This is a genomic window from Delftia sp. BGA-UO-ETr-SB1 (genome assembly GCF_059567865.1).
In genome coordinates, this window is record NZ_JCAQOW010000006.1 from 2,109,549 (window position 1) to 2,129,931 (window position 20,383).

Consider the following 20,383-nt stretch of genomic DNA (forward strand, 5'->3'; position numbering starts at 1 on the left):
TCTGTTAGATAGAACTTTGAAAAAGGCTACGAAACGCACATGGGCAACTATCTACCGGTGAGGCCGGATTGGCTGGGCCTGCACGAGGAGGAGATCCTTGAGCCATCGCTGGCCATCGTCGATGCCCACCACCATTTCTACGATCGACCGGGCTGGCGCTACCTGGCGGACGAGTACCTGGCCGACGCGGGCTCGGGCCACAGGGTCCGTGCCTCGGTCTACATGCAGGCGCTGACGCGCTACCGCACTGCCGGCCCGCAGGCGATGCAGCCGGTGGGCGAGACCGAGTTCGTGGTGCAGGCGGCGGAGGACGTGCAGGAGCACAGGCAAGGCCATGCGGCCTGCGCCCTGGCGCAGGGCATCGTCGGATATGCGGACCTGCGCGCCGGTGCGGCGGTGCGCGAGGTGCTGCTGGCCCATCTGGAGGCCGGCAAGGGGCGCTTTCGCGGCATCCGGCACCTGGCGACCTGGGACGCGGACAGTTCCCTGGTCAACCCCCTGACCGCCGCGCCGCAGGGCCTGCTGCTGGACCGGGCCTACCGGCAGGGCGTGGCGCAGTTGGCGCCGTTGGGGCTTTCCTTCGATGCCTGGCTGCTTTTTCCGCAGCTGCCGGAGTTGCTGGACTTGGCACTGGCCTTTCCGCAGACAGCCGTGATCATCAACCACTGCGGGGGCGTGGCGCGCATCGGCGCCTATGAAGGCCGGCATGCCGAGGTGTTCGAGCGCTGGAAGACCTCCATGCAGGCCTTGGCCCGGCTGCCCAATGTGTACGTGAAGCTCGGCGGGCTGGGCATGCGCATCAACGGATTCGGCTTCGAGAAAGCGGACAGGCCTGCGGCCTCGGAGCAACTGGCTGCGGCCTGGAGACCGTGGATGGAGACCTGCATCGAGGCATTCGGCGCCGACCGCTGCATGTTCGAGAGCAATTTCCCGGTGGACAAGGGTTCCTTCAGCTACGCCACCTGCTGGAACGCCTTCAAGCGGCTGGCGGCGGGCGCAAGTGCCGCCGAGCGCCAGGCCCTTTTCGAAGGAACGGCAAGCCGCGTGTACCGGCTGGGCCAGGCGCAGCCCGAATGACGCTGCATCACCGGAGCCATCTGCCTCGCCTGCCCCATCGATCCCATCTCACCCGACTCACCCGACTTATTCGTCCAACCCATCATTCCAAGGAGACCGCCATGCCATCCCTCATCTCTCGTCGCGCCATGCTGGCGCTGGCCGGCACAGCCTGCCTCGCCCCCGCCTGGGCGGCGGCCCAGGGCAAGCCCGTGACCATCATCGTGCCGTATGCGCCGGGCGGCAGCGCCGATCTGGTGACGCGCGTGATCGCGCAGTTCGCCGCGCCGGGACTGGGCTCTGCCTTGGTGGTGGACAACCGCACCGGCGGTGGCGGCGTGGTGGGCTGGAGCGCGGCCGCGCGTGCCGCGCCCGACGGCCAGACGCTGCTGACCGTGGAGCTGTCCTATGCCATTGCAGCCGGCCTGATGCCGAACCTGCCCTTCGATCCGCGCAAGGCGTTCACCCAGGTCACCACGGCGGTGAAGGTGCCCCATGTGCTGGTGGTCAACCCCCAGGTGCAGGCGCGCAGCGTGGGCGAGTTCATTGCGCTGGCCAGGGCGCAGCCCGGCAAGCTCAACTACGGCTCTGGCGGCAACGGCACCAACACCCACCTGGCCGGCGAGCTGTTCAAAAGCGCAACGGGCGCCGACCTGGTCCATGTGCCGTACAAGGGCGCGGGCGCCGTGCTGGCCGACCTGATGGGCAACCAGGTGCAGGCCCTGATCACCTCGGTCCCCACGGCGCTGCCCTACATCCGAAGCGGCAAGCTCAGGGCACTGATGGTGACGGGCTCGGAGCGCAATGCAACGCTGCCTGATGTGCCTTGTGCCAAAGAGGCCGGCATCCCCGCCATGGACATCGACTACTGGATTGGCATAGGCGCCCCGGCCGGCACGCCTGCGGCCGCCGTCGCCCGGTTGAACAAGGAATTCAACGCGGCACTGGCCCAGCCGCAGGCCAGCCGGAAGATGGCGGAAATGGGGCTGTCCGTGGTGGCAAACACGCCCGAGCAGGCCACGCAATGGGTGCAGAACGAGATACAGCGCTGGAGCGCCGTGATCCGGCAGGCGGGCATCAAGGCCGATTGATGGCCGATGGACGGCAGATGGTCGACCGACTGACGGCCGGCAGTGCGCTACAGCGGACCCGGCACCTGCACCATGCGGTACAGCGACTGGCTGCCGCGTGCGGCCAGCACGCCCAGCTGCGCCAGCGTGCGCGGGTCCAGTTCCAGCGTGATGGCGGCGCGCGCCAGTGCCGAGCGGATGCGGGGGCCGTCCTCGCCTTCATGGATGACGGGCGGGTAGAGGCTGGCGCCGTCGGCGCCGATCACGCTGGCTACCAGCGGCGGCTGCGGCGGCTCGCCACGGCGCAGCACCACGGCGATATCGCCGTTGTCCAGCCGCACGTAGGTGCCGGGCGGGCACAGGCCCACGGCGCGCACCAGCGCGAAGCCCACCTCGTCGGAGTAGCGCTGCTGCTGGGTGAGCGCGCGCAGCGACTCGGCGGCGCTGCGGCCTTCGCGTGACTTGCGCGGGCTGATCAGGGCCGCGTAGCGGTCCACCGTGCCCAGGATGCGCACCAGGCGCTGCACCGGGGGCAGTGTGGCCAAGGGCTGCTGGGGCACGGCTTCATGGTGGCGGGCCACCAGTTCCAGCCACAGCGCGTCGTTGACGAACAGACGCGCCAGCAGGGCCTGGCTTTGCAGCGGATGGCGCTGCACGGCCTGCTGCTGGGCGGGGGTCAGCGGCTCGCGCTGCAGCGCCAGTTCGTCCTGCAGCGCGTTCATGCCGATGTTCATGGTCAGCGCGCCGCGTACCAGGGTGCGGTGCTCGGTCTCGTTCAGGCGCAGCTCGCGCGCCAGCACATGGCACAGGCAGGCGCAGACCAGGGCATGGGAGGCGCTGTAGCCCACGGTGGAGGAGCAGGCGCGCTGGAACATCAGGTACAGCGCGGCATCGCTGTCGTGGGCGATCAGCTCCTGCAGCCACAGGTCGATCTGCTGCAGCTTGACCAGGAAGCCCTGCACCTGCAGCGGCGCGGACAGCAGCACGGACAGCGCGGCCTCCAGGTCGGACCACAGGCCCAGCAGGTCTTCGTAGGAATCGTCGGGGCGTCGGCTCATCGGTGGCGGGGTGCGGAAAGCGGGGCGCGTGCAGGCCGCATCAGCGCCGCTCCAGCACCATCTCGCTGCCCTGGCGGGTCATCTGGACGTGGGCCAGAAAGCTGTTTCCCAGCAGCACATAGGGCATGGCAAGAGGGGCGACCACGGCGTCCACGCCAAAGACCTCGACATCGCCCACGCGCACCGAGTCCAGCCGCAGGCTCCAGCCCTGGGCGTCGCCGTTGGCGGTGCGCATCATCACGGGCTGGCCCTTGAGAAAGGGCAGGCCCATGCGTTCGGCGTCGGACCGGCCTATGGCGACCGAGCTGGCGCCCGTGTCCACCATGTAGACCATGGTCTTGCCATTGATCTGGCCGCGTTCGATGAAGTGGCCCCGGTTGTCGGCCTTGAGCACCACGCGCCGGCCGAGCGCGGGATCGCCCGCTGCCGCGCCCCGGCCGCCCAGGCTGATGGGCGCTTCGCCCAGGCGCAATGTCTGGCGGCGGCCCTTGATTTCCACCTCGGCCGTGTCGCCCGATACCTGCAGCACGCGCACGTCCTGCAGGCTGTCGCCGGCCGCCAAAGCGCGTGGCGTGCCGCCGTCGATGACCAGCAGGGCCTTGCTGCCCAGCACGCCGCGGAGTGCCACGGACTGCGCATTCGCCAGCGGCGGAAGCAGGGCGGCCACGCCGGCCAGGCTCAGAAGTACGGCACGCAGGTGGCGCATGGGGCTTGTGGTGCAGGGGCGGATGCCGGGCGATCAGTCGCGGAAGTTGTTGAAGGACAGGGGATGGTCGGCCAGGTCCTTGCGGATCAGGGCCATGGCCGCCTGCAGGTCGTCGCGCTTGGCGCCGGTGACGCGCACGGCGTCGCCCTGGATGGCGGCCTGCACCTTGAGCTTGCTGTCCTTGATCAGCTTTTGCAGCTTCTTGCCCAGCTCGGCCTCGATGCCGTTCTTGACCTTGATGGTCTGCTTGAGCTTGTCGCCGCCGATCTTCTGGGCCTTCTGGATGTCCAGGAAGCGCACGTCCACGCTGCGCTTGGTCAGCTTGTTGCGCAGGATGTCCTCGACCTGCTGCAGCTGGAAGTCGGCATCGCCGAACAGCGTGATTTCCTTGTCCTTGAGCTCGATGGCGGCCGAGGTGCCCTTGAAGTCGAATCGCGTGCCGATTTCCTTGGCGGTGTTCTCCACGGCGTTCTTCACTTCGACGAAGTCGGCTTCGCACACGGTGTCAAAAGAAGGCATGGCAAATATTTCCTGTAAATGTTCTGAAAAAGTATCGCAGCGCGGGACCGGGCGATGCGGGCGCGGTGCCGAAGGCGTGGGGACGCGGTGCGACAATCCGGCTGATGTTAGTCGAGAAAAATGTTCCGCTGCAGCATTGCAACAGCTTCGGCATCGCCGCCCGTGCCCACACCCTGGTGCGTGTGCGCAGCGATGAGGATGTTCGCCATTTCCTGGCCGATCCGCTGTGGGGCCGCCAGCCCGTGTTCGTGCTGGGCGGCGGCAGCAACGTGGTGATCACGGGCGATGTCGATCCCGTGGTCCTCAAGATGGAAATAGCGGGCATGCGCCTGCTGCGCGAGACCGATCGCCACTGGATCGTCGAGGCCGGTGCCGGCGAGCGCTGGCACGACCTGGTGGCCTGGACCCTGTCGCAGGGCTATGGCGGCCTGGAGAACATGGCGCTGATTCCCGGCACCGTGGGCGCATCGCCGGTGCAGAACATCGGCGCCTACGGGCTGGAGCTGCAGGACCGCTTCGAGTCGCTGGATGCCATCGACCTGGCCACGGGCGAATCCTTCACGCTGGATGCCGCGCAATGCGCCTTCGGCTACCGCGACTCGGTGTTCAAGCACGCCCCGGCCGAACCCACGCCCGTGGCACGGGCGCGCATGAGCGGCGTGCCGCCGCGCGGCATGGGCCTCAAGGGCCGCGCCGTGATCACGCGCGTGCGCCTGGCCCTGCCCAAGGAGTGGAAGCCCGGCCTGGGCTACCTGGACCTGCAGCGCCGCCAGGCCGAGGCCGGCGTGGCCGAGCCCACGGCCCGCCAGATCTTCGACTGGGTCTGCGAGATCCGCCGCGCCAAGCTGCCGGACCCGGATCAGATCGGCAACGCCGGCAGCTTCTTCAAGAACCCGACGGTGACGCCCGAGCAGTGCGCCGACATCATTGCGCGCGAGCCCAAGATCGTGCACTACCCCATGGACGACGGCTCCATCAAGCTGGCCGCCGGCTGGCTGATCGATGCCTGCGGCTGGAAGGGCAAATCCATGGGCCGCGCCGGGGTGTATGACAAGCAGGCCCTGGTGCTGATCAACCGGGGCGACCGGCACAGCGTGGACCGCAGCGTCACCGGCGGCGAGGTCATGACGCTGGCCGGCGCGATACAGACCAGCGTCTACGAGCGATTCGGCATCCGCCTGGAGCCCGAGCCCGTCGTGGTCTGATCGATCGACGGCCGCACAGAAACAGCGGCCCGCAGACCATGGAGGCCTGCGGGCCGCTTTGCTTGCTTTGTATCAGCGCTTCAGTGCTTCAGCGCATCAGTGGGCAGAGTGGCTGCTGCGCCAGCTCATGTAGTCCTTGTCGGTCATCAGCACCCACAGCGCCAGCACCATGACCACCACGCCGGACACCACGGCATTGCGCATGGCGTCCATCTGGCCCGCATAGCCCAGCACCCAGGGCGAGATCACCATCCACAGCCCCAGCAGGCCTTCGGTCCATTCCTCCCACGCGCGGGGCATGAAGATGGCCCCCAGCGCAGCGGCAATCAGCGCCAGGCCGATGACCACGCCATTGGCCGTGGGCGCCATCTGGTCCTGGAACCCGAGCACCCAGGGCGAGACCGCCAACCAGGCTCCCAGCAGGACATTGATCGGGTCCTGCCAATGCTTCATGTATTTCATGGCTGCACCTCCTGCCGCCACGACGAATGAGGGCGGCAACTCATTGGATCAAGGTCGCAGCATGCAGGTTCCATGAGGATTTTTGTGAAAGTGCCTGCTTACCAGGGCATCTCGCCCTTGTTCACCTTGGCGCCAATGTCCAGCGACAGCGCCATGCCGGCCTGCGGGTAGGCCTGCTTCATGGCGCCGATCAGCTCGGCACTGTTTGCGGCCTTGGCGGCGGCGGCCTCGAAACGCTGGAGATAGTCGCGTGTATAGGCGATGGCACTGGCGTCCATGGCGGTGCCGGCCTGCATGTGGCCGGGCACGACGACGGCGGGCTTGAGGGCCTGCATCTCGTCCAGCTGCGCCAGCCAGGCCTTGCGCTCTGCGCTCTTTTGCGTGTCCGCCGTCCAGACATGCAGGTTGCCGAACACGCCCACGTTGCCGACGATGGCCTGCAGCGCAGGCACCCAGACATAGGGGCGGTGGGCCAGCGGGCCGGTGGTGCCGCGCAGCTCCAGCGCCTGGCCGTCCACGGTCACCGTATTGCCCTGCAGGGCCTCGGGCAGGACCGGCTTTCCGGGTGCATTGGCTCCCATCTTGGGGCCCCAGAAGGCCAGCTTGCCCTGCAGCTTGGACTCGATCTTCTCGCGCACGGCGGGCGTGGCCACGACCTTGGCCTGCGGGAACAGGTTCTTCAGCACCTCGGCGCCGAAGTAGTAGTCGGGGTCGGCATTGCTGATGAGGATGGTGGTCAGCTGCTTGCCGCTGTCCAGCACATTGGCGGCAATGCGCAGGCCGTCGGCGCGGGTGAAGCCGCTGTCCACGACCACGGCCTCCTTGGCGCCGGTGATCAGGGTGGAGGTCACGGCAAAGCTGTGTTCGTCGGCCTGGTAGACCTTCATCTGCAGCGGGGCGGGCGCCTGGGCATGGGACAGGCCGGCCGACAGGGCCAGGGTGAGCGAAAGCACGGTGGTGCGAAGCATGTCGATTTCCTTTGAAAAAAGCACAAGACAGAAAGCGGGTGGCAGCGCCGTGCTGCCATGGGTGGTACTTTAGTTTTTGAAATCGAGCAGATAAACCGCAGAATATGCGCTTGTTTGTTGCAGAAATAGAGCAGATCCATGGACCGATTGCTGGCGATGCAGGTGTTTGCCACGGTGGCCGAATGCGGCAGCTTCACGGCGGCGGCTGAGCGGCTGGACCTGTCGCGTGCCATGGCCACGCGGCATGTGGAGTCGCTGGAGCAGTGGCTGGGCGCGCGCCTGCTGCACCGCACCACGCGCCGTGTCTCGCTCACCGATGCCGGTGCGCAGTGCCTGCGCTACAGCCAGCAGATGCTGGCCCTGGCCGATGAGGTGCAAGGCGAGATGCGCGCCGGCGACAGCCAGTTGCGCGGCCTGCTGCGCGTGACCTGCAGCATGTCCTTCGGCCATGCGCAGATGGCGCCGGCCATTGCGCAGTTCATGCGGCTGCACCCCCACCTCAAGATCGACCTGCTGGTGGACGACGGCGCGCTGGACCTGGTGCAGCAGCGCATCGACCTGGCCATACGCATCAGCGCCGACCCGGGCGCCGCACTCATCGGCCGGCCGCTGGCCGTGTGCGAATCGGTGCTGGTGGCCTCGCCCGCCTACCTGGACGCGGCAGGGCGGCCGCAGACACCGGCCCAGTTGCAGGCCCACCGCTGCCTGGGCCATATGCGCGTGGGCCGCAATGTCTGGCAATTGGCGCGGCGTGACGACGAAAGCGATGAGCAGCAGATCGCCGTCACCACCTGGTTCAACGCCAACGAGGCCACCGTGCTGGCCGCCGCTGCCGTCGAGGGTGCCGGCATCGCCTTCCAGCCCACCTACCTGGTCCAGCCCATGCTGCAGGCCGGCCAGCTGGAACTGGTGCTGCCGGACTGGCGCCCGCAGCCGCTGACCGTGCATGCGCTGTACAGCTCGCGCCGCCACCTGCCGGTGGCCGTGCGCGCGCTGCTGGATTTTCTCGTGCAGCGCTTCGAGGGCGCGCGCTGGTAGCAGGGGCGTAAAAAAGCCGCCTTGCGGCGGCTCTTGGCAATCTGCGGCACGGTGCCGCAGGGTGGCTTATTCCTTGCCGCCCAATTGGGGCAGGGCGGTGCTGGTGCCCAGCGACAGCAGGCCGGCCTTGGCGTAGATGGCCAGCTTGTCGCGCGTGTCCATCAGGTCCAGGTTGCGCATGGTCAGCTGGCCAATGCGGTCGGCGGGGCTGAAAGGCGCGTCCTCGACCTTTTCCATCGACAGGCGCTCGGGAGCGTAGGTCAGGTTGGGCGATTCGGTGTTCAGGATGGAGTAGTCGTTGCCGCGGCGCAGTTCCAGCGTCACGGTGCCGGTCACGGCGCGTGCCACCCAGCGCTGGGCGGTTTCGCGCAGCATGATGGCCTGCGGGTCGAACCAGCGGCCCTGGTACAGCAGGCGGCCCAGGCGCAGGCCGTTGATGCGGTACTGCTCGATGGTGTCCTCGTTGTGGATGCCGGTCACCAGGCGCTCGTAGGCGATGTGCAGCAGGGCCATGCCGGGGGCTTCGTAGATGCCGCGGCTCTTGGCTTCGATGATGCGGTTCTCGATCTGGTCGCTCATGCCCAGGCCGTGGCGGCCGCCGATGCGGTTGGCTTCCAGGAACAGCTCCACGGGGTCGGCGATTTCCTTGCCGTTGATGGCCACGGGGCGGCCTTCGTCAAAGGTCACCGACACTTCCTCGGCCTTGACCTCGACTTCGGGCTTCCAGAACGCCACGCCCATGATGGGGTTGACGATGCGGATGCCGCTGTTCAGGAACTCCAGGTCCTTGGCCTCGTGCGTGGCGCCCAGCATGTTGCTGTCGGTCGAGTAGGCCTTCTCGGCGCTCATCTTGTAGCCGAAGCCTTCCTTGGTCATGAAGGCCGACATCTCGGCGCGACCGCCCAGCTCGTCGATGAAGGTCTGGTCCAGCCAGGGCTTGTAGATCTTCAGCGCGGGGTTGGTCAGCAGGCCGTAGCGGTAGAAGCGCTCGATGTCGTTGCCCTTGAAGGTCGAGCCGTCACCCCAGATGTTGACGTCGTCTTCCTTCATGGCGGCCACCAGCATGGTGCCGGTCACGGCACGGCCCAGGGGCGTGGTGTTGAAGTAGGTGATGCCGCCCGTGGAGATGTGGAAGGCGCCGGCCTGGATGGCGGCAATGCCTTCGCCGGCCAGCTGCGAGCGGCAGTCGATCAGGCGGGCCTGCTCGGCGCCGTACTCCATGGCCTTGCGGGGGATTTCGTCGTAGTCGGCCTCGTCGGGCTGGCCCAGGTTGGCCGTGTAGGCGTAGGGCAGGGCGCCCTTGTTCTTCATCCAGCGCAGGGCAGCGCTGGTGTCCAGGCCGCCCGAGAAGGCGATGCCGACCTTCTGGCCGACGGGAACGTTTTGCAGGATGGTTTCCATACGATGCTTCTCTCAATAACGATGGCGGCTGGCGTGCGGGACGCGGCTGCCGGAAAACACGGAAGGCGCCTGGGCGCCGTCAGGTCGAATGCGTCGGTCTGCCCAGGCGCTCAGGCGCTTAGGCGTAGTGGCAGATGTAGTGGTAGGCCTCGGTCACGCGGATGTCGAACTTGGAGTTCGCAGGCACCTGGAAGGACTCGCCGGCCTTGGAGGTGAGCCACTGGTCCGAACCGTCGAGCTTGTACTCGCAGGAGCCGGCCACGCATTCCATGATCTCGGCAGCGGCCGTGCCGAAAGTCAGCTGGCTGGGCAGCACCACGCCGGCAGACTTCTTCGTGCCATCGGCCAGCGTGAAGCCGTGGCTGATGCATTTGCCGTCGAAATAGACATTGGCCTTGGTGGTCAGGGTGATGCCAGAGATGGTTTCGGTGGTCATGGAAGCTGGGCAGAGGGTGGACTAAACCGCCCATTTTAGGCCAGCACCCGGCCGCTGCCCGTACGTGCTGGCCGCCGCCATGCAAAAAGCCCCTTGTCGGGGCTTGCGGGGCGAGCGCATGGCGGCCTCAGCGGCGCCAGCCATGGCGGTAGCCGCCGCGCCAGCCGTGATAGCTGGGGCGCGAGGCGTAGTACACGCCGGCAGCAAGGGCTGCACCAATCACCACGGGCGCCACATAGTCACCGGCCGAATACACCGGTTGCACCGGCTGGGCCGGGTAGTAACCACCGTCGTAGTAATTGTTTTCATAGACCACGGGCGGCGGCACGGGCGTGGTGGAGTACGCGGCCTGGGGCGGCTGGTTGGTGCTGTAGTAGCCATTGCTGCCGTAGGCGCCGCTGTTGGCTGCGGGCTGCACGCTCAGTGCGATCCAGTCGCCAGGCGGCGTGGCGGTCCGCGTCGTGTAGTTGCGGCCCGCGTACTCATAGACCACGTCGTAGGCCACGGCGCGGTTCTGGTAGTAGGTCTGGGTGGTGCAGTTGCGCACCGTCTGGTACTGGGGCTGCTGTCCCGAGGCTTCCGCCTGGTTGCCCAGCATGGCGCCGCCAATCACGCCGGCTGCCGTGGCCGCAGCGCGTCCGCCGCCGTGGCCGATGGCGTTGCCCACCACGCCGCCCGCCAGCGCACCCAGCACGGCGCCCGCGCCCGAAGTGCTGCGCTGGCCCGAGTAGACGTTCTCATCGCGGCAGACCTGCTGGGGCACGGCCACCTGTTGCGTCACCGGGGTCACGGAAAGCACCCGGCCTTGCTCCTGGGCCAGGGCTACGGTGGCAGTCGTGGCCGCCAGCGTCAAAAGAACCAGGGATTTCATGATTGCACTCCTGTTGCGCTGGCGGTACTTCCTGCCAGGCTCCATGCAAGTGTATTCCTCGGGCCCGAAAAGCAGTTTGCGGCCGCGTAAATCCACGTAATAAGCTGTTCCAGGCTTGACGGCAATGTTAGCGCTTGCCCTCGTGGGCCAGCTCTGCCCAGGTATCGGGCGCAAAACCCACGGTGATGCGGCCCTGCGGCCATTGGACGACCGGGCGCTTGATGACGCTGGGCTGCTGCTGCATGAGGGCTGCGGCCCCGGCCGCATCCTGGGCGCCGGCCTGGGTGTCGGCGTCGAGCTTGCGCCAGGTCGTGCCCTGGCGGTTGAGCAGCTTTTCCCAGCCCACGGCCTGCATCCAGGCAGGCAGTTGTGCGGCAGGGACGCCCTGTTTCTTGAAGTCGTGGAATTCGTAGGCGATGCCCTGGTCGGCAAGCCAGGCGCGGGCCTTCTTGACGGTGTCGCAGTTGGGAATGCCGTAGAGCGTCACAGTGTTTGAGGTGGTCATGATTGGTTGCAGTTGCCGCAGTCCGCGGATGGCGAGGACCCCATAAGGACACTGTCCCTGGGTAACAATAGCGCGCAGTATGCACACCTCATTTCCCACATTGGATGCATGGCTCGCATATTGCGAGCGCCTGCACCCCAAGAATATCGCGCTGGGCCTGGATCGCGTGCGCGAAGTCGCCCAGCGCCTGGACCTGCGTTTCGACTGCCCCGTGATCACGGTGGCGGGCACCAATGGCAAGGGCTCGACCTGCGCCATGCTGGAGGCCGTGGCGCTGCAGTCGGGCTTTCGCCCCGGCGTCTACACATCGCCGCATCTGGTGCATTTCGAGGAGCGCTGCCGCGTGGGCGGCGAGATCGTGAAGGCCGCCGAGCTGCTGCCGCAGTTCGAGGCCGTGGAGCAGGCGCGCGTGCAGGGCACGGAAGTGGCGCTCACCTATTTCGAATTCACCACGCTGGCCATCCTGCGGCTGATGAGCCAGTCCAGGCTGGATGTGGCGATTCTCGAGGTGGGGCTGGGCGGGCGGCTGGATGCCACGAACGTGATCGATGCCGATTGCGCCGTCATCACCAGCATCGACATCGACCATGTGGAATTCCTGGGCCCGGACCGCGAGAGCATCGGCCGCGAGAAGGCCGGCATCATGCGCGCCGGCCGGCCGGTGGTGGTCAGCGATCCCATGCCGCCGCAAAGCGTGCTGGACCATGCCCAGGCCATTGGCGCCGATCTCTGGCGCCTGGGCCAGGACTTCAACTTCTCGGGCGACAAGCAGCAGTGGGGCTGGGCAGGACGCGGGCGGCGCTATGCGGGGCTGGCCTATCCGGCGCTGCGCGGCGCCAACCAGCTGGTCAATGCATCGGGTGCGCTGGCCGCGCTCGAAGCCATTCGCAGCCGCCTTCCGGTCACGGCCCAGGCCGTGCGCACGGGGCTGGCCATGGTCGAGCTGCCAGGGCGTTTCCAGATCATTCCGGGCCAGCCCACGCTGGTGCTGGACGTAGCGCACAACCCGCATTCGGTGGCGGCGCTGACGGCCAACCTCGACGCCATGGGTTACTTCCCCTGCACGCATGCGGTGTTCGGCGCCATGCACGACAAGGACCTGGCGCCCATGCTGGCCAGGATCGCACCGCTGATCGACCGCTGGTACCTGACCGACCTGCCCACGCCGCGCGCCGAGAGCGCCGAGGTGCTGCGCCAGAAGATCGAAGCCCTGCCGCCCGCGCCGGGCGTGCCGCGCGAGATCTCGCTGGCCACCTTCGCAAACCCGCAGCTGGCGCTGGATGCAGCGGTTCTGGCCGCAGGTCCCACTGATAGAATCGTGGTCTTTGGCTCGTTCTTCACGGTGGGCGGCGTGCTGCAGGACGGCCCGCCCCGGCTGAACGCCAAGCATCTGGGCACCTGAATCCAGTGATCCGCACCGCAGGCGGCCATCGTGGCCGCTGTGGTGGCCGATCTGAACGAGTCCGCACTCCATGGCATTTTTCAATTTTCGTTGGCCCGGCAAAAAAGACGACGGTGATTCGTCGTCCGCATCGAGGCGGCCCACACGGCTGGGACAGGCGGAAAGCGTCGATGTCATGCGCCGCCGGGCGCGCCACCGCCTCATCGGCGCTGCCGTGCTGGTCCTGGCGGGCGTGGTGGGCTTCCCCCTGCTGTTCGACACCCAGCCGCGTCCGATTCCCGTAGACATCCCCATCGAGATTCCTGACCGCGACAAGGTTGCGCCCATGGTCGTGCCCGGCGCCAATGCCGTGGACGCCCATTCGCATGGCGCGGCTGCGCCGACGGGCCGCGTGTCGGCCCAGGCCTCGCTGGGTGCCGATGAGGAAGAGGTTCCCATGGGCAGGCCTTCGGCGCCGTCCATGCCGTCCGTGCCTGTGGCCCCTCCCGTTTCCCAGGTGGCTCCGGTCAAGCCTGAAGCGAAGCCCGAGGCAAAGCCGGAGCCCAAGCCCGCCGCCAAGCCTGAGACCAAACCCGAGCCCAAGCCGGAACCCAAGCCCAAGCCGGAGCAGCCGAAGCCCGAACACAAGCCCGAACCGAAACCCGAGCCCAAGCCAAAGCCTGAACCCAAGCCCGAGCCGTCCAGGAGCGACGACGCCGCCCGTGCCCGAGCCCTGCTGGAAGGACGCAGCGCGCCCGCCGCTTCAACGGCGGCCGCAGCGACGGACGAACGCTTCATCGTGCAGGTCGGTGCCTTCTCCGACGCCGGCAAGGCCCAGGAAATCCGCGCCAAGCTGGAGCTGGCGGGCCTGAAGACTTTCACGCAGGTGGTGGACACCAAGGACGGCAAGCGCACGCGGGTGCGTGTGGGCCCGTTCAACGGCCGTGCTGAAGCAGACAAGGCGGCGGCGCGCGTCAAGGGCCAGGGCCTGCCGGCGTCGGTGATCAAGCTCTGACGCGGTGACGTACATCTTGCAAAGCAGCACGGACGCACAGAAATAGCGTATGTCCACGGTGGACTGGGTTTTGCTGGCCTGCGTGCTGGCCTCGATGCTGCTTGGCGCCTGGCGCGGGCTGGTGTACGAGGTGCTGTCTCTGCTGGGCTGGCTGGTGGCCTTTGTCGTGGCCCGCATCTGGGCGGCCGACGTGGCGCTGTGGCTGCCCATGCAGGACTGGGACATGCAGCTGCGCTACGCCGCAGGCTTTGTGCTGTTGTTCGTGCTGGCGCTGTTCGGCTGGGGCCTGGTGTCCTGGCTGTCGCGCCGGCTGATCGAGGCGGTGGGGCTGAGGCCCGTGGACCGCACGCTGGGCGCGCTGTTCGGCGTGCTGCGCGGGGCGCTGCTGGCCCTGGTGGCAACGATGGTGATCAGCTACACGCCGCTGCACCAGGGGCAGTGGTGGCAGGATTCAGCCTTGGCGCCATGGCTGATGCAGGCGCTGGCTGTGGTTTTGCCACAGCTGCCGCAGGAATGGGGACGCTATCTGCCGGCTGCATGACAAGGCGCTGCAGCGCAGGAGTCGGCTGGCAGAAACAGTTTGGATAGAGAAATCGGGCGCAGGCGTGGCCAATGGGTGGCTGCTACGGCCCAGACAGCGAAGGGCGACCTTCGCAAACGGATGGAACGCAACTATGTGTGGAATCGTTGGTGTAGTCAGCACCGCGCCCGTGAATCAACTGATCTATGACGCCCTGCTGCTGCTGCAGCACCGTGGCCAGGATGCCGCAGGCATCGTGACCCAGCAGGAGCGCAAGTTCTTCATGCACAAGGCCAAGGGCATGGTGCGCGACGTGTTCCGCACCCGCAACATGCGTGCCCTGCCGGGCACGGTGGGCCTGGGTCAGGTGCGCTACCCGACGGCCGGCAACGCGACCAGCGAGGAAGAGGCCCAGCCCTTCTACGTGAACGCGCCCTTCGGCATCGTCATGGTGCACAACGGCAACCTCACCAATGCCAAGCAGCTGCGCGAGGAGCTGTCGGACACCGACCACCGCCACACCAACACCGAGAGCGACTCCGAAGTCCTGCTCAACGTGCTGGCCCACGAGCTGGCCCGCGCCAGCAGTGGCGCGCCGCTCAAGAGCGAAGACGTGTTCCAGGCCGTCAGCGCCGTGCACAAGCGCATCAAGGGCTCGTATGCGGTGATCGCGCTGATCGCCGGCTACGGCCTGCTGGCCTTCCGCGACCCGTTCGGCATCCGCCCCCTGTGCATGGGCCGCGGTGCCGACGGCTCGGTGATGCTGGCCAGCGAGTCCGTGGCCCTGGAAGGCACGCTGCACCAGCTCGAGCGCGATGTCGCCCCGGGCGAGGCGGTGTTCGTGCACAGTGACGGCCGGGTCGAAACCCGCCAGTGCTCTGAAAAGAGCGAGCTGCACCCCTGCGTGTTCGAGTACGTGTACCTGGCCCGCCCGGACTCCGTGCTGGATGGCATCTCCGTCTACCAGGCCCGCCTGAACATGGGCGAGACGCTGGCCAAGCGCGTGGTCTCCACCGTGCCCCCCAACGAGATCGACGCCATCATCCCGATTCCCGAATCCAGCCGCCCCAGCGCCATGCAGCTGGCCCAGCTGCTGGGCATTCCGTACCGCGAGGGTTTCGTCAAGAACCGCTACGTGGGCCGGACCTTCATCATGCCGGGCCAGTCCTCGCGTAAGAAATCGGTGCGCCAGAAGCTCAACGCCATCGGCAGCGAGTTCAAGGGCCGCAAGGTGCTGCTGGTGGATGACTCCATCGTGCGCGGCACCACCTCCAAGGAAATCGTGCAGATGGCGCGTGATGCCGGTGCCGTCAAGGTCTACCTGGCCTCGGCAGCGCCTCCGGTGCGCCATCCCAACGTCTACGGCATCGACATGCCCACGCGCGCCGAACTGGTGGCGCATGGCCGCACGGTCGAGGAAATCCGCCAGGTCATCGGTGCCGACGCGCTGATCTACCAGGACGTGGCCGCCATGAAGCAGACCGTGGGCAAGATCAACCCGCAGGTGCAGGGCTTCGAGGCCTCGTGCTTCGATGGCGTCTACATCACGGGCGACATCTCCGAGGACGAAGTCACGGCACTCAATGAAGGCCGCAACCGCGGCGGCGAGGAAGAGTCCAGCGACGCCTCGCGCCTGTCCCTGCCCAACGCCCAGGAAGCCTGAGCCCGAGCCCGAGCCTGAGTCCGAGCGATTAGGCTTCAGTGACAATACGGGGGCGGGCCTGAGGCCCGCCCTTTTTTGACAAATGAGCTAAAAGCGCTGGTGCTGGAGGATTGCAGGCTGCAACGCCCAGCAAGTCCCCAGGTGACAAGTGTTTCTAGCTCCTTTTTTCCGGGCACCGCCGCCATCGGCGGGCCGCGCCCGACCCCAAGGACCATCAACGTGACGAACAAGACACTTCCCGAAGGCCTGCATCCCGATACGCTGGCCCTGCGCGTGGCCGTGGAACGAAGCCAGTGGGGCGAGCACAGCGAAGCCCTGTACATGACCAGCAGCTTCGTGCAGCCCGACTGCGCAACGGCAGCGCGCCGCTTCGCCAACGAAGAGCCCGGCTACACCTACAGCCGCACCTCCAACCCCACGGTGACCAGCTTCGAGCAGCGCCTGGCCGCCATGGAAGGCACGGAATGCGCCGTGGCCACGTCCACCGGCATGTCGGCCATCTTGCTGGTGGCGCTGACCACGCTCAAGGCGGGCGACCATGTGATCTGCTCGCAGTCCATGTTCGGCTCCACCATCAAGCTGCTGGGCGGCGAGATGGCGCGCTTCGGCATCGAGACCAGCTTTGTCTCGCAGACCGATGTGCAGGCCTGGAAGGCCGCCATCCGTCCCAACACGCGATTGCTGTTCGCCGAGACGCCGACCAACCCGCTGACCGACCTGTGCGACATCGCCGCGCTGGCCGAACTGGCGCACGCCCATGGCGCGCTGCTGGCGGTGGACAACAGCTTTGCCTCGCCCGCGCTGCAGCGGCCCGCCCAGTTCGGCGCCGACTTGGTCGTGCACTCCGGCACCAAGCTGCTGGACGGCCAGGGCCGCGTCATGTCGGGCGCGGTCTGTGGCACGACGGCGCTGGTGGACAAGGTCATGGGCACCTTCCTGCGCAGCGGCGGCCTGAACCTGGCGCCGTTCAACGCCTGGGTGGTGCTCAAGGGCCTGGAGACGCTGTCCCTGCGCGTCAAGGCGCAAAGCGCCGCCGCGCTGGAGCTGGCCACCTGGCTGGAGGCCCATCCCAAGGTCGCCCGTGTCTACTACCCGGGCCTGGCCAGCCATCCGCAGCACGAGCTGGCCATGCGCCAGCAAAACGGCATGGGCGGCGGCGTGCTGTCCTTCGACGTGGTGGGCGAGGGCGCCGAACAGCTGCGCGCCAATGCCTTCCATGTGGCCGACAGCACCCTGGTGTGCTCGATAACGGCCAACCTGGGCGACGTCAAGACCACCATCACCCACCCGGCCAGCACCTCGCATGGCCGCCTGAGCGAAGAGCAGCGCCGCGTCGCCGGCATCGGCCAGGGCCTGCTGCGCATCTCCGTCGGACTGGAATACCTGGGCGACATCAAGAACGATCTGTCCCGCGGACTGGATACCCTGCAATGACACAAAAAGTACGAACCCGTTTTGCCCCGTCTCCCACGGGCTTCATCCACCTGGGCAACATCCGCTCGGCCCTGTATCCCTGGGCCTTCGCGCGCGCCACGGGTGGTGATTTCATCCTGCGCATCGAAGACACCGACGTGGAGCGTTCCACCCAGGCCTCGGTGGACGTGATCATCGAAGGCATGGCCTGGCTGCAGCTGGACCATGACGAAGGTCCGTTCTATCAAATGCAGCGCATGGACCGCTACAAGGAGGTGCTGGCCGGCCTGCAGGCCTCGGGCCATGTCTACCCCTGCTACATGAGCGTGGAAGAACTCGACGCCCTGCGCGAGCGCCAGATGGCCAACAAGGAAAAGCCGCGCTACGACGGCACCTGGCGCCCTGAAGAAGGCAAGGTGCTGCCGCCCGTGCCCGAAGGCGTGCGCCCCGTGCTGCGCTTCAAGACGCCGCAGGGCGGCGTCGTGGCCTGGGAAGACAAGTGCAAGGGCCGCATCGAATTCCAGAACAGCGAACTCGATGACCTGGTGATCGCGCGCCCCGATGGCACGCCCACCTACAACTTCTGCGTCTGCGTGGACGATATGGACATGGCCATCACCCATGTCATCCGTGGCGATGACCACGTCAACAACACGCCGCGCCAGATCCACATCTTCGAGGCGCTGGGCGCCAGCGTGCCCGTGTTCGCCCACCTGCCCACCGTGCTCAACGAGCAGGGCGAGAAGATGAGCAAGCGCAACGGCGCCAAGGCCGTCACCCAGTACCGCGACGAAGGCTACCTGCCCGACGCCATGGTCAACTACCTGGCCCGCCTGGGCTGGAGCCACGGCGACGACGAAATCTTCAGCCGCGCCCAGTTCCTGGAGTGGTTCAACCTCGACCACCTGGGCCGCAGCGCAGGCCAGTTCGACGAGGCCAAGCTGCGCTGGGTCAACGCCCAGCACCTGAAGGCCCTGGACGATGCGGCCCTGGCAGAGCTGGTGCGCCCCTTCGTGCTCAAGACGGGTCTGGACCAGGCCCTGCTCGATGCCGACGACCGCCTGCCGCGCATCTGCGCCCTGTTCAAGGATCGCTGCGAAACCCTGGTCGATCTGGCCGGCTGGGTGCGTCTGTTCTATGTGGACGCCTTCGACCGCAACGCCGAAGACCTGGCCAAGCATGTGACCGACGCTGTGGCGCCCGCCCTGGACGCCTTCGCCGAAGGCATCGCCTCGGTGGAGTGGAGCAAGGACGCCATTGCCGCCCTGATCAAGGAAGTGCTCAAGGCCCAGGGCCTGAAGATGCCGCAACTGGCCATGCCGGTGCGCGTGCTGACGCTGGGCACGGCGCACACGCCTTCGGTGGACGCGGTGCTGGAGCTGCTGGGTCGTGAAAAAATTCTGGCCCGTTTGAAAAACCGCTAAAAACCTGTCTATAATTCGAGTCTCTGATGCAAACGCAGCAACTAACAAGAAGCAGCGATTGCAGCATGAAGGGGGTATAGCTCAGCTGGGAGAGCGCTTGCATGGCATGCAAGAGGTCATCGGTTCGATCCCGTTTACCTCCACCAAAATTGAGACTTGAGTATTTACGCAAGTTCTAGGATTGACCCTATCGTCTAGAGGCCTAGGACATCACCCTTTCACGGTGAGTACCGGGGTTCGAATCCCCGTAGGGTCGCCAAGTTTGCAGCACTTGGCTCGAAAGAGCGCAAAAGCTGTCTGCCAGGAGTGGTAGTTCAGTTGGTTAGAATACCGGCCTGTCACGCCGGGGGTCGCGGGTTCGAGTCCCGTCCACTCCGCCAAAATTTGCCGCTTGGTATGTAAGCGCCTTTGAAGAACGAAGGCGCTTTTTTATCGGCGGATCATAGGCTGTGACCCTATCGTCTAGAGGCCTAGGACATCACCCTTTCACGGTGAGTACCGGGGTTCGAATCCCCGTAGGGTCGCCAAGTTTGCAGCACTTGGCTCGCAAGAGCACAAAAGCAGCCTGCCAGGAGTGGTAGTTCAGTTGGTTAGAATACCGGCCTGTCACGCCGGGGGTCGCGGGTTCGAGTCCCGTCCACTCCGCCAGTATCGGATTTTTGGGGGTATAGCTCAGCTGGGAGAGCGCTTGCATGGCATGCAAGAGGTCATCGGTTCGATCCCGTTTACCTCCACCAAAATTGAGACTTGAGTATTTACGCAAGTTCTAGGATTGACCCTATCGTCTAGAGGCCTAGGACATCACCCTTTCACGGTGAGTACCGGGGTTCGAATCCCCGTAGGGTCGCCAAGTTTGCAGCACTTGGCTCGAAAGAGCGCAAAAGCTGTCTGCCAGGAGTGGTAGTTCAGTTGGTTAGAATACCGGCCTGTCACGCCGGGGGTCGCGGGTTCGAGTCCCGTCCACTCCGCCAGATTCCTTGTGCGAGCCCAGCGTTTGCGCAGACAAGAAGCCACCGCAAGGTGGCTTTTTTGTTTCTGCCGTGCGCAGCTCGCCTGCATGGCCGCCACCGCTTGGTGGCAGGCAAGCATGTGCGAAACGCGGGCTTTGCCACAGATTTTTTAAGGGCAAACCCGGAACTTTGCCTCAACATTCGTAACAATAGATGGTGTCCCGATCACGGGACATTCACTTTCACTGCTCCCGCCTTCGTCTCGCCCCATGCGCCTTGCGCCATCGTTCCTGTTTTCCTTGCTGATGCTGTTGTCCATCTTCTGTGGACAGGTGGCGGCGTCGGCATCGTCCGATGGACTGGAAAGCGATGGCTTGCTGGCGCACCACCCCATCGTGACCATCGATGAGGAATTCCTCGAAGAACTCGCGGAAGTCGAGGAAGACGACGAGACGGAGTTTGCCGAGCTGACGGCACACGGCGGCAATACCCGCCAGCTGCTGGCCCTGCTGGCCTGTGGCGAGGACCGCTCCGCCGAGATGTACTGGCCGCCCGAGCCCATCGCCGTGCAGGTGGTGTCGCTGTGGGCCCCGCCTTCGACCTATTCCCAGGCGCACCTGTCGCCCGCTCCGGGCCAGCTGCTGCGCCCTCCAAGACCTTCCCTGCTCGGCTGACCGCATATTGCGGCGCAGGCATGCCCTGCGCCCCTTGTCGGCTGACGC

General features: G+C 66.3%; 20 protein-coding genes and 8 tRNA genes. 19 read left to right on the forward strand and 9 right to left on the reverse strand.

Translation table 11 applies throughout. The features are described 5' to 3' along the window. Nucleotides 1-39 precede the first annotated feature (39 nt). Together AC57B5_RS28225 and AC57B5_RS28230 are read left to right on the forward strand one after the other, a co-directional pair. The gene (locus AC57B5_RS28225) at nt 40-1,077 is read left to right on the forward strand and encodes an amidohydrolase family protein (RefSeq protein ID WP_496400743.1); all 1,038 of its coding nucleotides are present in this window, start codon (nt 40-42) and stop codon (nt 1,075-1,077) included. A 101-nt stretch (nt 1,078-1,178) separates the two neighbouring features. Then, the gene (locus AC57B5_RS28230) at nt 1,179-2,147 is read left to right on the forward strand and encodes a Bug family tripartite tricarboxylate transporter substrate binding protein (RefSeq protein ID WP_496400744.1); all 969 of its coding nucleotides are present in this window, start codon (nt 1,179-1,181) and stop codon (nt 2,145-2,147) included. A 47-nt stretch (nt 2,148-2,194) separates the two neighbouring features. On the opposite strand, the gene AC57B5_RS28235 is transcribed toward AC57B5_RS28230, so the two are convergent. Genes AC57B5_RS28235 through AC57B5_RS28245 form a run of 3 tightly spaced genes read right to left on the reverse strand, consistent with a single transcriptional unit; the run spans nt 2,195 to nt 4,409 of the window. Beyond that, nucleotides 2,195-3,184 (reverse strand): HD-GYP domain-containing protein, encoded by a 990-nt coding sequence (locus AC57B5_RS28235; protein ID WP_034395880.1) that lies wholly within the window; start codon nt 3,182-3,184, stop codon nt 2,195-2,197. A gap of 40 nt (nt 3,185-3,224) precedes the next feature. Further along, nucleotides 3,225-3,890: a retropepsin-like aspartic protease family protein gene (locus tag AC57B5_RS28240; protein WP_088164175.1), complete on the reverse strand. Its 666-nt coding sequence runs from the start codon at nt 3,888-3,890 to the stop codon at nt 3,225-3,227. Nucleotides 3,891-3,923: 33 nt separating this feature from the next. After that, nucleotides 3,924-4,409 (reverse strand): YajQ family cyclic di-GMP-binding protein, encoded by a 486-nt coding sequence (locus AC57B5_RS28245; RefSeq protein ID WP_012206580.1) that lies wholly within the window; start codon nt 4,407-4,409, stop codon nt 3,924-3,926. Nucleotides 4,410-4,513: 104 nt separating this feature from the next. Between AC57B5_RS28245 and murB the strand changes: the two genes are divergently transcribed. Further along, nucleotides 4,514-5,614, forward strand: coding sequence for a UDP-N-acetylmuramate dehydrogenase (gene murB / locus AC57B5_RS28250; protein WP_496400745.1), 1,101 nt, complete (start codon nt 4,514-4,516; stop codon nt 5,612-5,614). A 96-nt stretch (nt 5,615-5,710) separates the two neighbouring features. Here the strand turns inward: murB and AC57B5_RS28255 are convergent, their stop codons facing one another. Both AC57B5_RS28255 and AC57B5_RS28260 read right to left on the reverse strand, forming a co-directional pair. Beyond that, nucleotides 5,711-6,076, reverse strand: coding sequence for an SPW repeat protein (locus tag AC57B5_RS28255; RefSeq protein ID WP_034395872.1), 366 nt, complete (start codon nt 6,074-6,076; stop codon nt 5,711-5,713). Between the two features lie 98 nt (nt 6,077-6,174). Continuing rightward, nucleotides 6,175-7,044, reverse strand: a complete 870-nt coding sequence (locus AC57B5_RS28260) for an MBL fold metallo-hydrolase (RefSeq protein WP_496400746.1) — start codon at nt 7,042-7,044, stop codon at nt 6,175-6,177. Between the two features lie 138 nt (nt 7,045-7,182). Here AC57B5_RS28260 and AC57B5_RS28265 point away from each other — a divergent pair, with 138 nt between their 5' ends. After that, on the forward strand, nt 7,183-8,082 hold the full coding sequence (locus AC57B5_RS28265; protein ID WP_012206576.1) for a LysR family transcriptional regulator: 900 nt from the start codon (nt 7,183-7,185) through the stop codon (nt 8,080-8,082). 66 nt (nt 8,083-8,148) lie between these two features. On the opposite strand, the gene argG is transcribed toward AC57B5_RS28265, so the two are convergent. From argG to AC57B5_RS28285, 4 genes are all read right to left on the reverse strand, one after another. After that, complete coding sequence (gene argG / locus AC57B5_RS28270; RefSeq protein ID WP_012206575.1) at nt 8,149-9,483, reverse strand: argininosuccinate synthase; 1,335 nt, start codon at nt 9,481-9,483, stop codon at nt 8,149-8,151. 118 nt (nt 9,484-9,601) lie between these two features. Further along, nucleotides 9,602-9,919, reverse strand: coding sequence for a pyrimidine/purine nucleoside phosphorylase (gene ppnP, locus AC57B5_RS28275; RefSeq protein WP_012206574.1), 318 nt, complete (start codon nt 9,917-9,919; stop codon nt 9,602-9,604). 127 nt (nt 9,920-10,046) lie between these two features. After that, a complete protein-coding gene (locus AC57B5_RS28280) occupies nt 10,047-10,790 on the reverse strand; it encodes a glycine zipper 2TM domain-containing protein (RefSeq protein WP_013801584.1) in 744 nt (247 codons plus the stop codon). Nucleotides 10,791-10,917: 127 nt separating this feature from the next. Next, nucleotides 10,918-11,295: an ArsC family reductase gene (locus tag AC57B5_RS28285; protein ID WP_063325854.1), complete on the reverse strand. Its 378-nt coding sequence runs from the start codon at nt 11,293-11,295 to the stop codon at nt 10,918-10,920. Nucleotides 11,296-11,374: 79 nt separating this feature from the next. Between AC57B5_RS28285 and folC the strand changes: the two genes are divergently transcribed. The 15 genes from folC (at nt 11,375) to AC57B5_RS28360 (ending at nt 20,335) form a co-directional block, all read left to right on the forward strand. Beyond that, entirely contained in the window at nt 11,375-12,697 is a 1,323-nt protein-coding gene (gene folC, locus AC57B5_RS28290; RefSeq protein ID WP_016449256.1) for a bifunctional tetrahydrofolate synthase/dihydrofolate synthase, read from the forward strand. Between the two features lie 70 nt (nt 12,698-12,767). Beyond that, nucleotides 12,768-13,691, forward strand: coding sequence for an SPOR domain-containing protein (locus tag AC57B5_RS28295; protein ID WP_496400747.1), 924 nt, complete (start codon nt 12,768-12,770; stop codon nt 13,689-13,691). A gap of 49 nt (nt 13,692-13,740) precedes the next feature. After that, nucleotides 13,741-14,232 carry a CvpA family protein gene (locus AC57B5_RS28300; protein ID WP_012206569.1) on the forward strand — a complete coding sequence of 164 codons (492 nt, stop codon included), beginning with the start codon at nt 13,741-13,743 and terminating at the stop codon, nt 14,230-14,232. Nucleotides 14,233-14,365: 133 nt separating this feature from the next. After that, nucleotides 14,366-15,874, forward strand: a complete 1,509-nt coding sequence (gene purF / locus AC57B5_RS28305) for an amidophosphoribosyltransferase (protein ID WP_496400748.1) — start codon at nt 14,366-14,368, stop codon at nt 15,872-15,874. Nucleotides 15,875-16,093: 219 nt separating this feature from the next. Continuing rightward, nucleotides 16,094-17,308 carry an O-succinylhomoserine sulfhydrylase gene (locus AC57B5_RS28310; protein WP_063325851.1) on the forward strand — a complete coding sequence of 405 codons (1,215 nt, stop codon included), beginning with the start codon at nt 16,094-16,096 and terminating at the stop codon, nt 17,306-17,308. Next, nucleotides 17,305-18,711, forward strand: a complete 1,407-nt coding sequence (gltX, locus tag AC57B5_RS28315) for a glutamate--tRNA ligase (protein WP_333905499.1) — start codon at nt 17,305-17,307, stop codon at nt 18,709-18,711. The genes AC57B5_RS28310 and gltX overlap by 4 nt, the downstream gene beginning before the upstream one ends. A 70-nt stretch (nt 18,712-18,781) precedes the next feature. Further along, nucleotides 18,782-18,857: transfer RNA gene (locus AC57B5_RS28320), tRNA-Ala, on the forward strand. Between the two features lie 37 nt (nt 18,858-18,894). Then, nucleotides 18,895-18,970 (forward strand) — tRNA-Glu (locus AC57B5_RS28325). Between the two features lie 44 nt (nt 18,971-19,014). After that, a tRNA-Asp gene (locus AC57B5_RS28330) sits at nt 19,015-19,091 on the forward strand. A gap of 71 nt (nt 19,092-19,162) precedes the next feature. Then, a tRNA-Glu gene (locus AC57B5_RS28335) sits at nt 19,163-19,238 on the forward strand. A gap of 44 nt (nt 19,239-19,282) precedes the next feature. Beyond that, nucleotides 19,283-19,359 (forward strand) — tRNA-Asp (locus AC57B5_RS28340). A 13-nt stretch (nt 19,360-19,372) separates the two neighbouring features. Continuing rightward, nucleotides 19,373-19,448, forward strand: a tRNA-Ala gene (locus tag AC57B5_RS28345). A 37-nt stretch (nt 19,449-19,485) separates the two neighbouring features. Continuing rightward, a tRNA-Glu gene (locus tag AC57B5_RS28350) sits at nt 19,486-19,561 on the forward strand. A 44-nt stretch (nt 19,562-19,605) separates the two neighbouring features. Then, a tRNA-Asp gene (locus tag AC57B5_RS28355) sits at nt 19,606-19,682 on the forward strand. A gap of 284 nt (nt 19,683-19,966) precedes the next feature. Continuing rightward, the gene (locus AC57B5_RS28360) at nt 19,967-20,335 is read left to right on the forward strand and encodes a hypothetical protein (RefSeq protein ID WP_224986538.1); all 369 of its coding nucleotides are present in this window, start codon (nt 19,967-19,969) and stop codon (nt 20,333-20,335) included. The last annotated feature ends 48 nt before the right edge of the window (nt 20,336-20,383 follow it).

Bases quoted from the DNA above. Each gene is read 5' to 3' on its own strand.
- ppnP (WP_012206574.1), bottom strand. From the start codon at position 9,919: ATGACCACCGAAACCATCTCTGGCATCACCCTGACCACCAAGGCCAAT.
- argG (WP_012206575.1), bottom strand. From the start codon at position 9,483: ATGGAAACCATCCTGCAAAACGTTCCCGTCGGCCAGAAGGTCGGCATC.
- purF (WP_496400748.1), top strand. From the start codon at position 14,366: ATGTGTGGAATCGTTGGTGTAGTCAGCACCGCGCCCGTGAATCAACTG.
- folC (WP_016449256.1), top strand. From the start codon at position 11,375: ATGCACACCTCATTTCCCACATTGGATGCATGGCTCGCATATTGCGAG.
- AC57B5_RS28295 (WP_496400747.1), top strand. From the start codon at position 12,768: ATGGCATTTTTCAATTTTCGTTGGCCCGGCAAAAAAGACGACGGTGAT.
- AC57B5_RS28260 (WP_496400746.1), bottom strand. From the start codon at position 7,044: ATGCTTCGCACCACCGTGCTTTCGCTCACCCTGGCCCTGTCGGCCGGC.
- AC57B5_RS28225 (WP_496400743.1), top strand. From the start codon at position 40: ATGGGCAACTATCTACCGGTGAGGCCGGATTGGCTGGGCCTGCACGAG.
- AC57B5_RS28280 (WP_013801584.1), bottom strand. From the start codon at position 10,790: ATGAAATCCCTGGTTCTTTTGACGCTGGCGGCCACGACTGCCACCGTA.
- gltX (WP_333905499.1), top strand. From the start codon at position 17,305: ATGACACAAAAAGTACGAACCCGTTTTGCCCCGTCTCCCACGGGCTTC.
- AC57B5_RS28235 (WP_034395880.1), bottom strand. From the start codon at position 3,184: ATGAGCCGACGCCCCGACGATTCCTACGAAGACCTGCTGGGCCTGTGG.
- AC57B5_RS28285 (WP_063325854.1), bottom strand. From the start codon at position 11,295: ATGACCACCTCAAACACTGTGACGCTCTACGGCATTCCCAACTGCGAC.
- AC57B5_RS28265 (WP_012206576.1), top strand. From the start codon at position 7,183: ATGGACCGATTGCTGGCGATGCAGGTGTTTGCCACGGTGGCCGAATGC.
- AC57B5_RS28230 (WP_496400744.1), top strand. From the start codon at position 1,179: ATGCCATCCCTCATCTCTCGTCGCGCCATGCTGGCGCTGGCCGGCACA.
- AC57B5_RS28300 (WP_012206569.1), top strand. From the start codon at position 13,741: ATGTCCACGGTGGACTGGGTTTTGCTGGCCTGCGTGCTGGCCTCGATG.
- AC57B5_RS28360 (WP_224986538.1), top strand. From the start codon at position 19,967: ATGCTGTTGTCCATCTTCTGTGGACAGGTGGCGGCGTCGGCATCGTCC.
- AC57B5_RS28255 (WP_034395872.1), bottom strand. From the start codon at position 6,076: ATGAAATACATGAAGCATTGGCAGGACCCGATCAATGTCCTGCTGGGA.
- murB (WP_496400745.1), top strand. From the start codon at position 4,514: ATGTTAGTCGAGAAAAATGTTCCGCTGCAGCATTGCAACAGCTTCGGC.
- AC57B5_RS28240 (WP_088164175.1), bottom strand. From the start codon at position 3,890: ATGCGCCACCTGCGTGCCGTACTTCTGAGCCTGGCCGGCGTGGCCGCC.
- AC57B5_RS28245 (WP_012206580.1), bottom strand. From the start codon at position 4,409: ATGCCTTCTTTTGACACCGTGTGCGAAGCCGACTTCGTCGAAGTGAAG.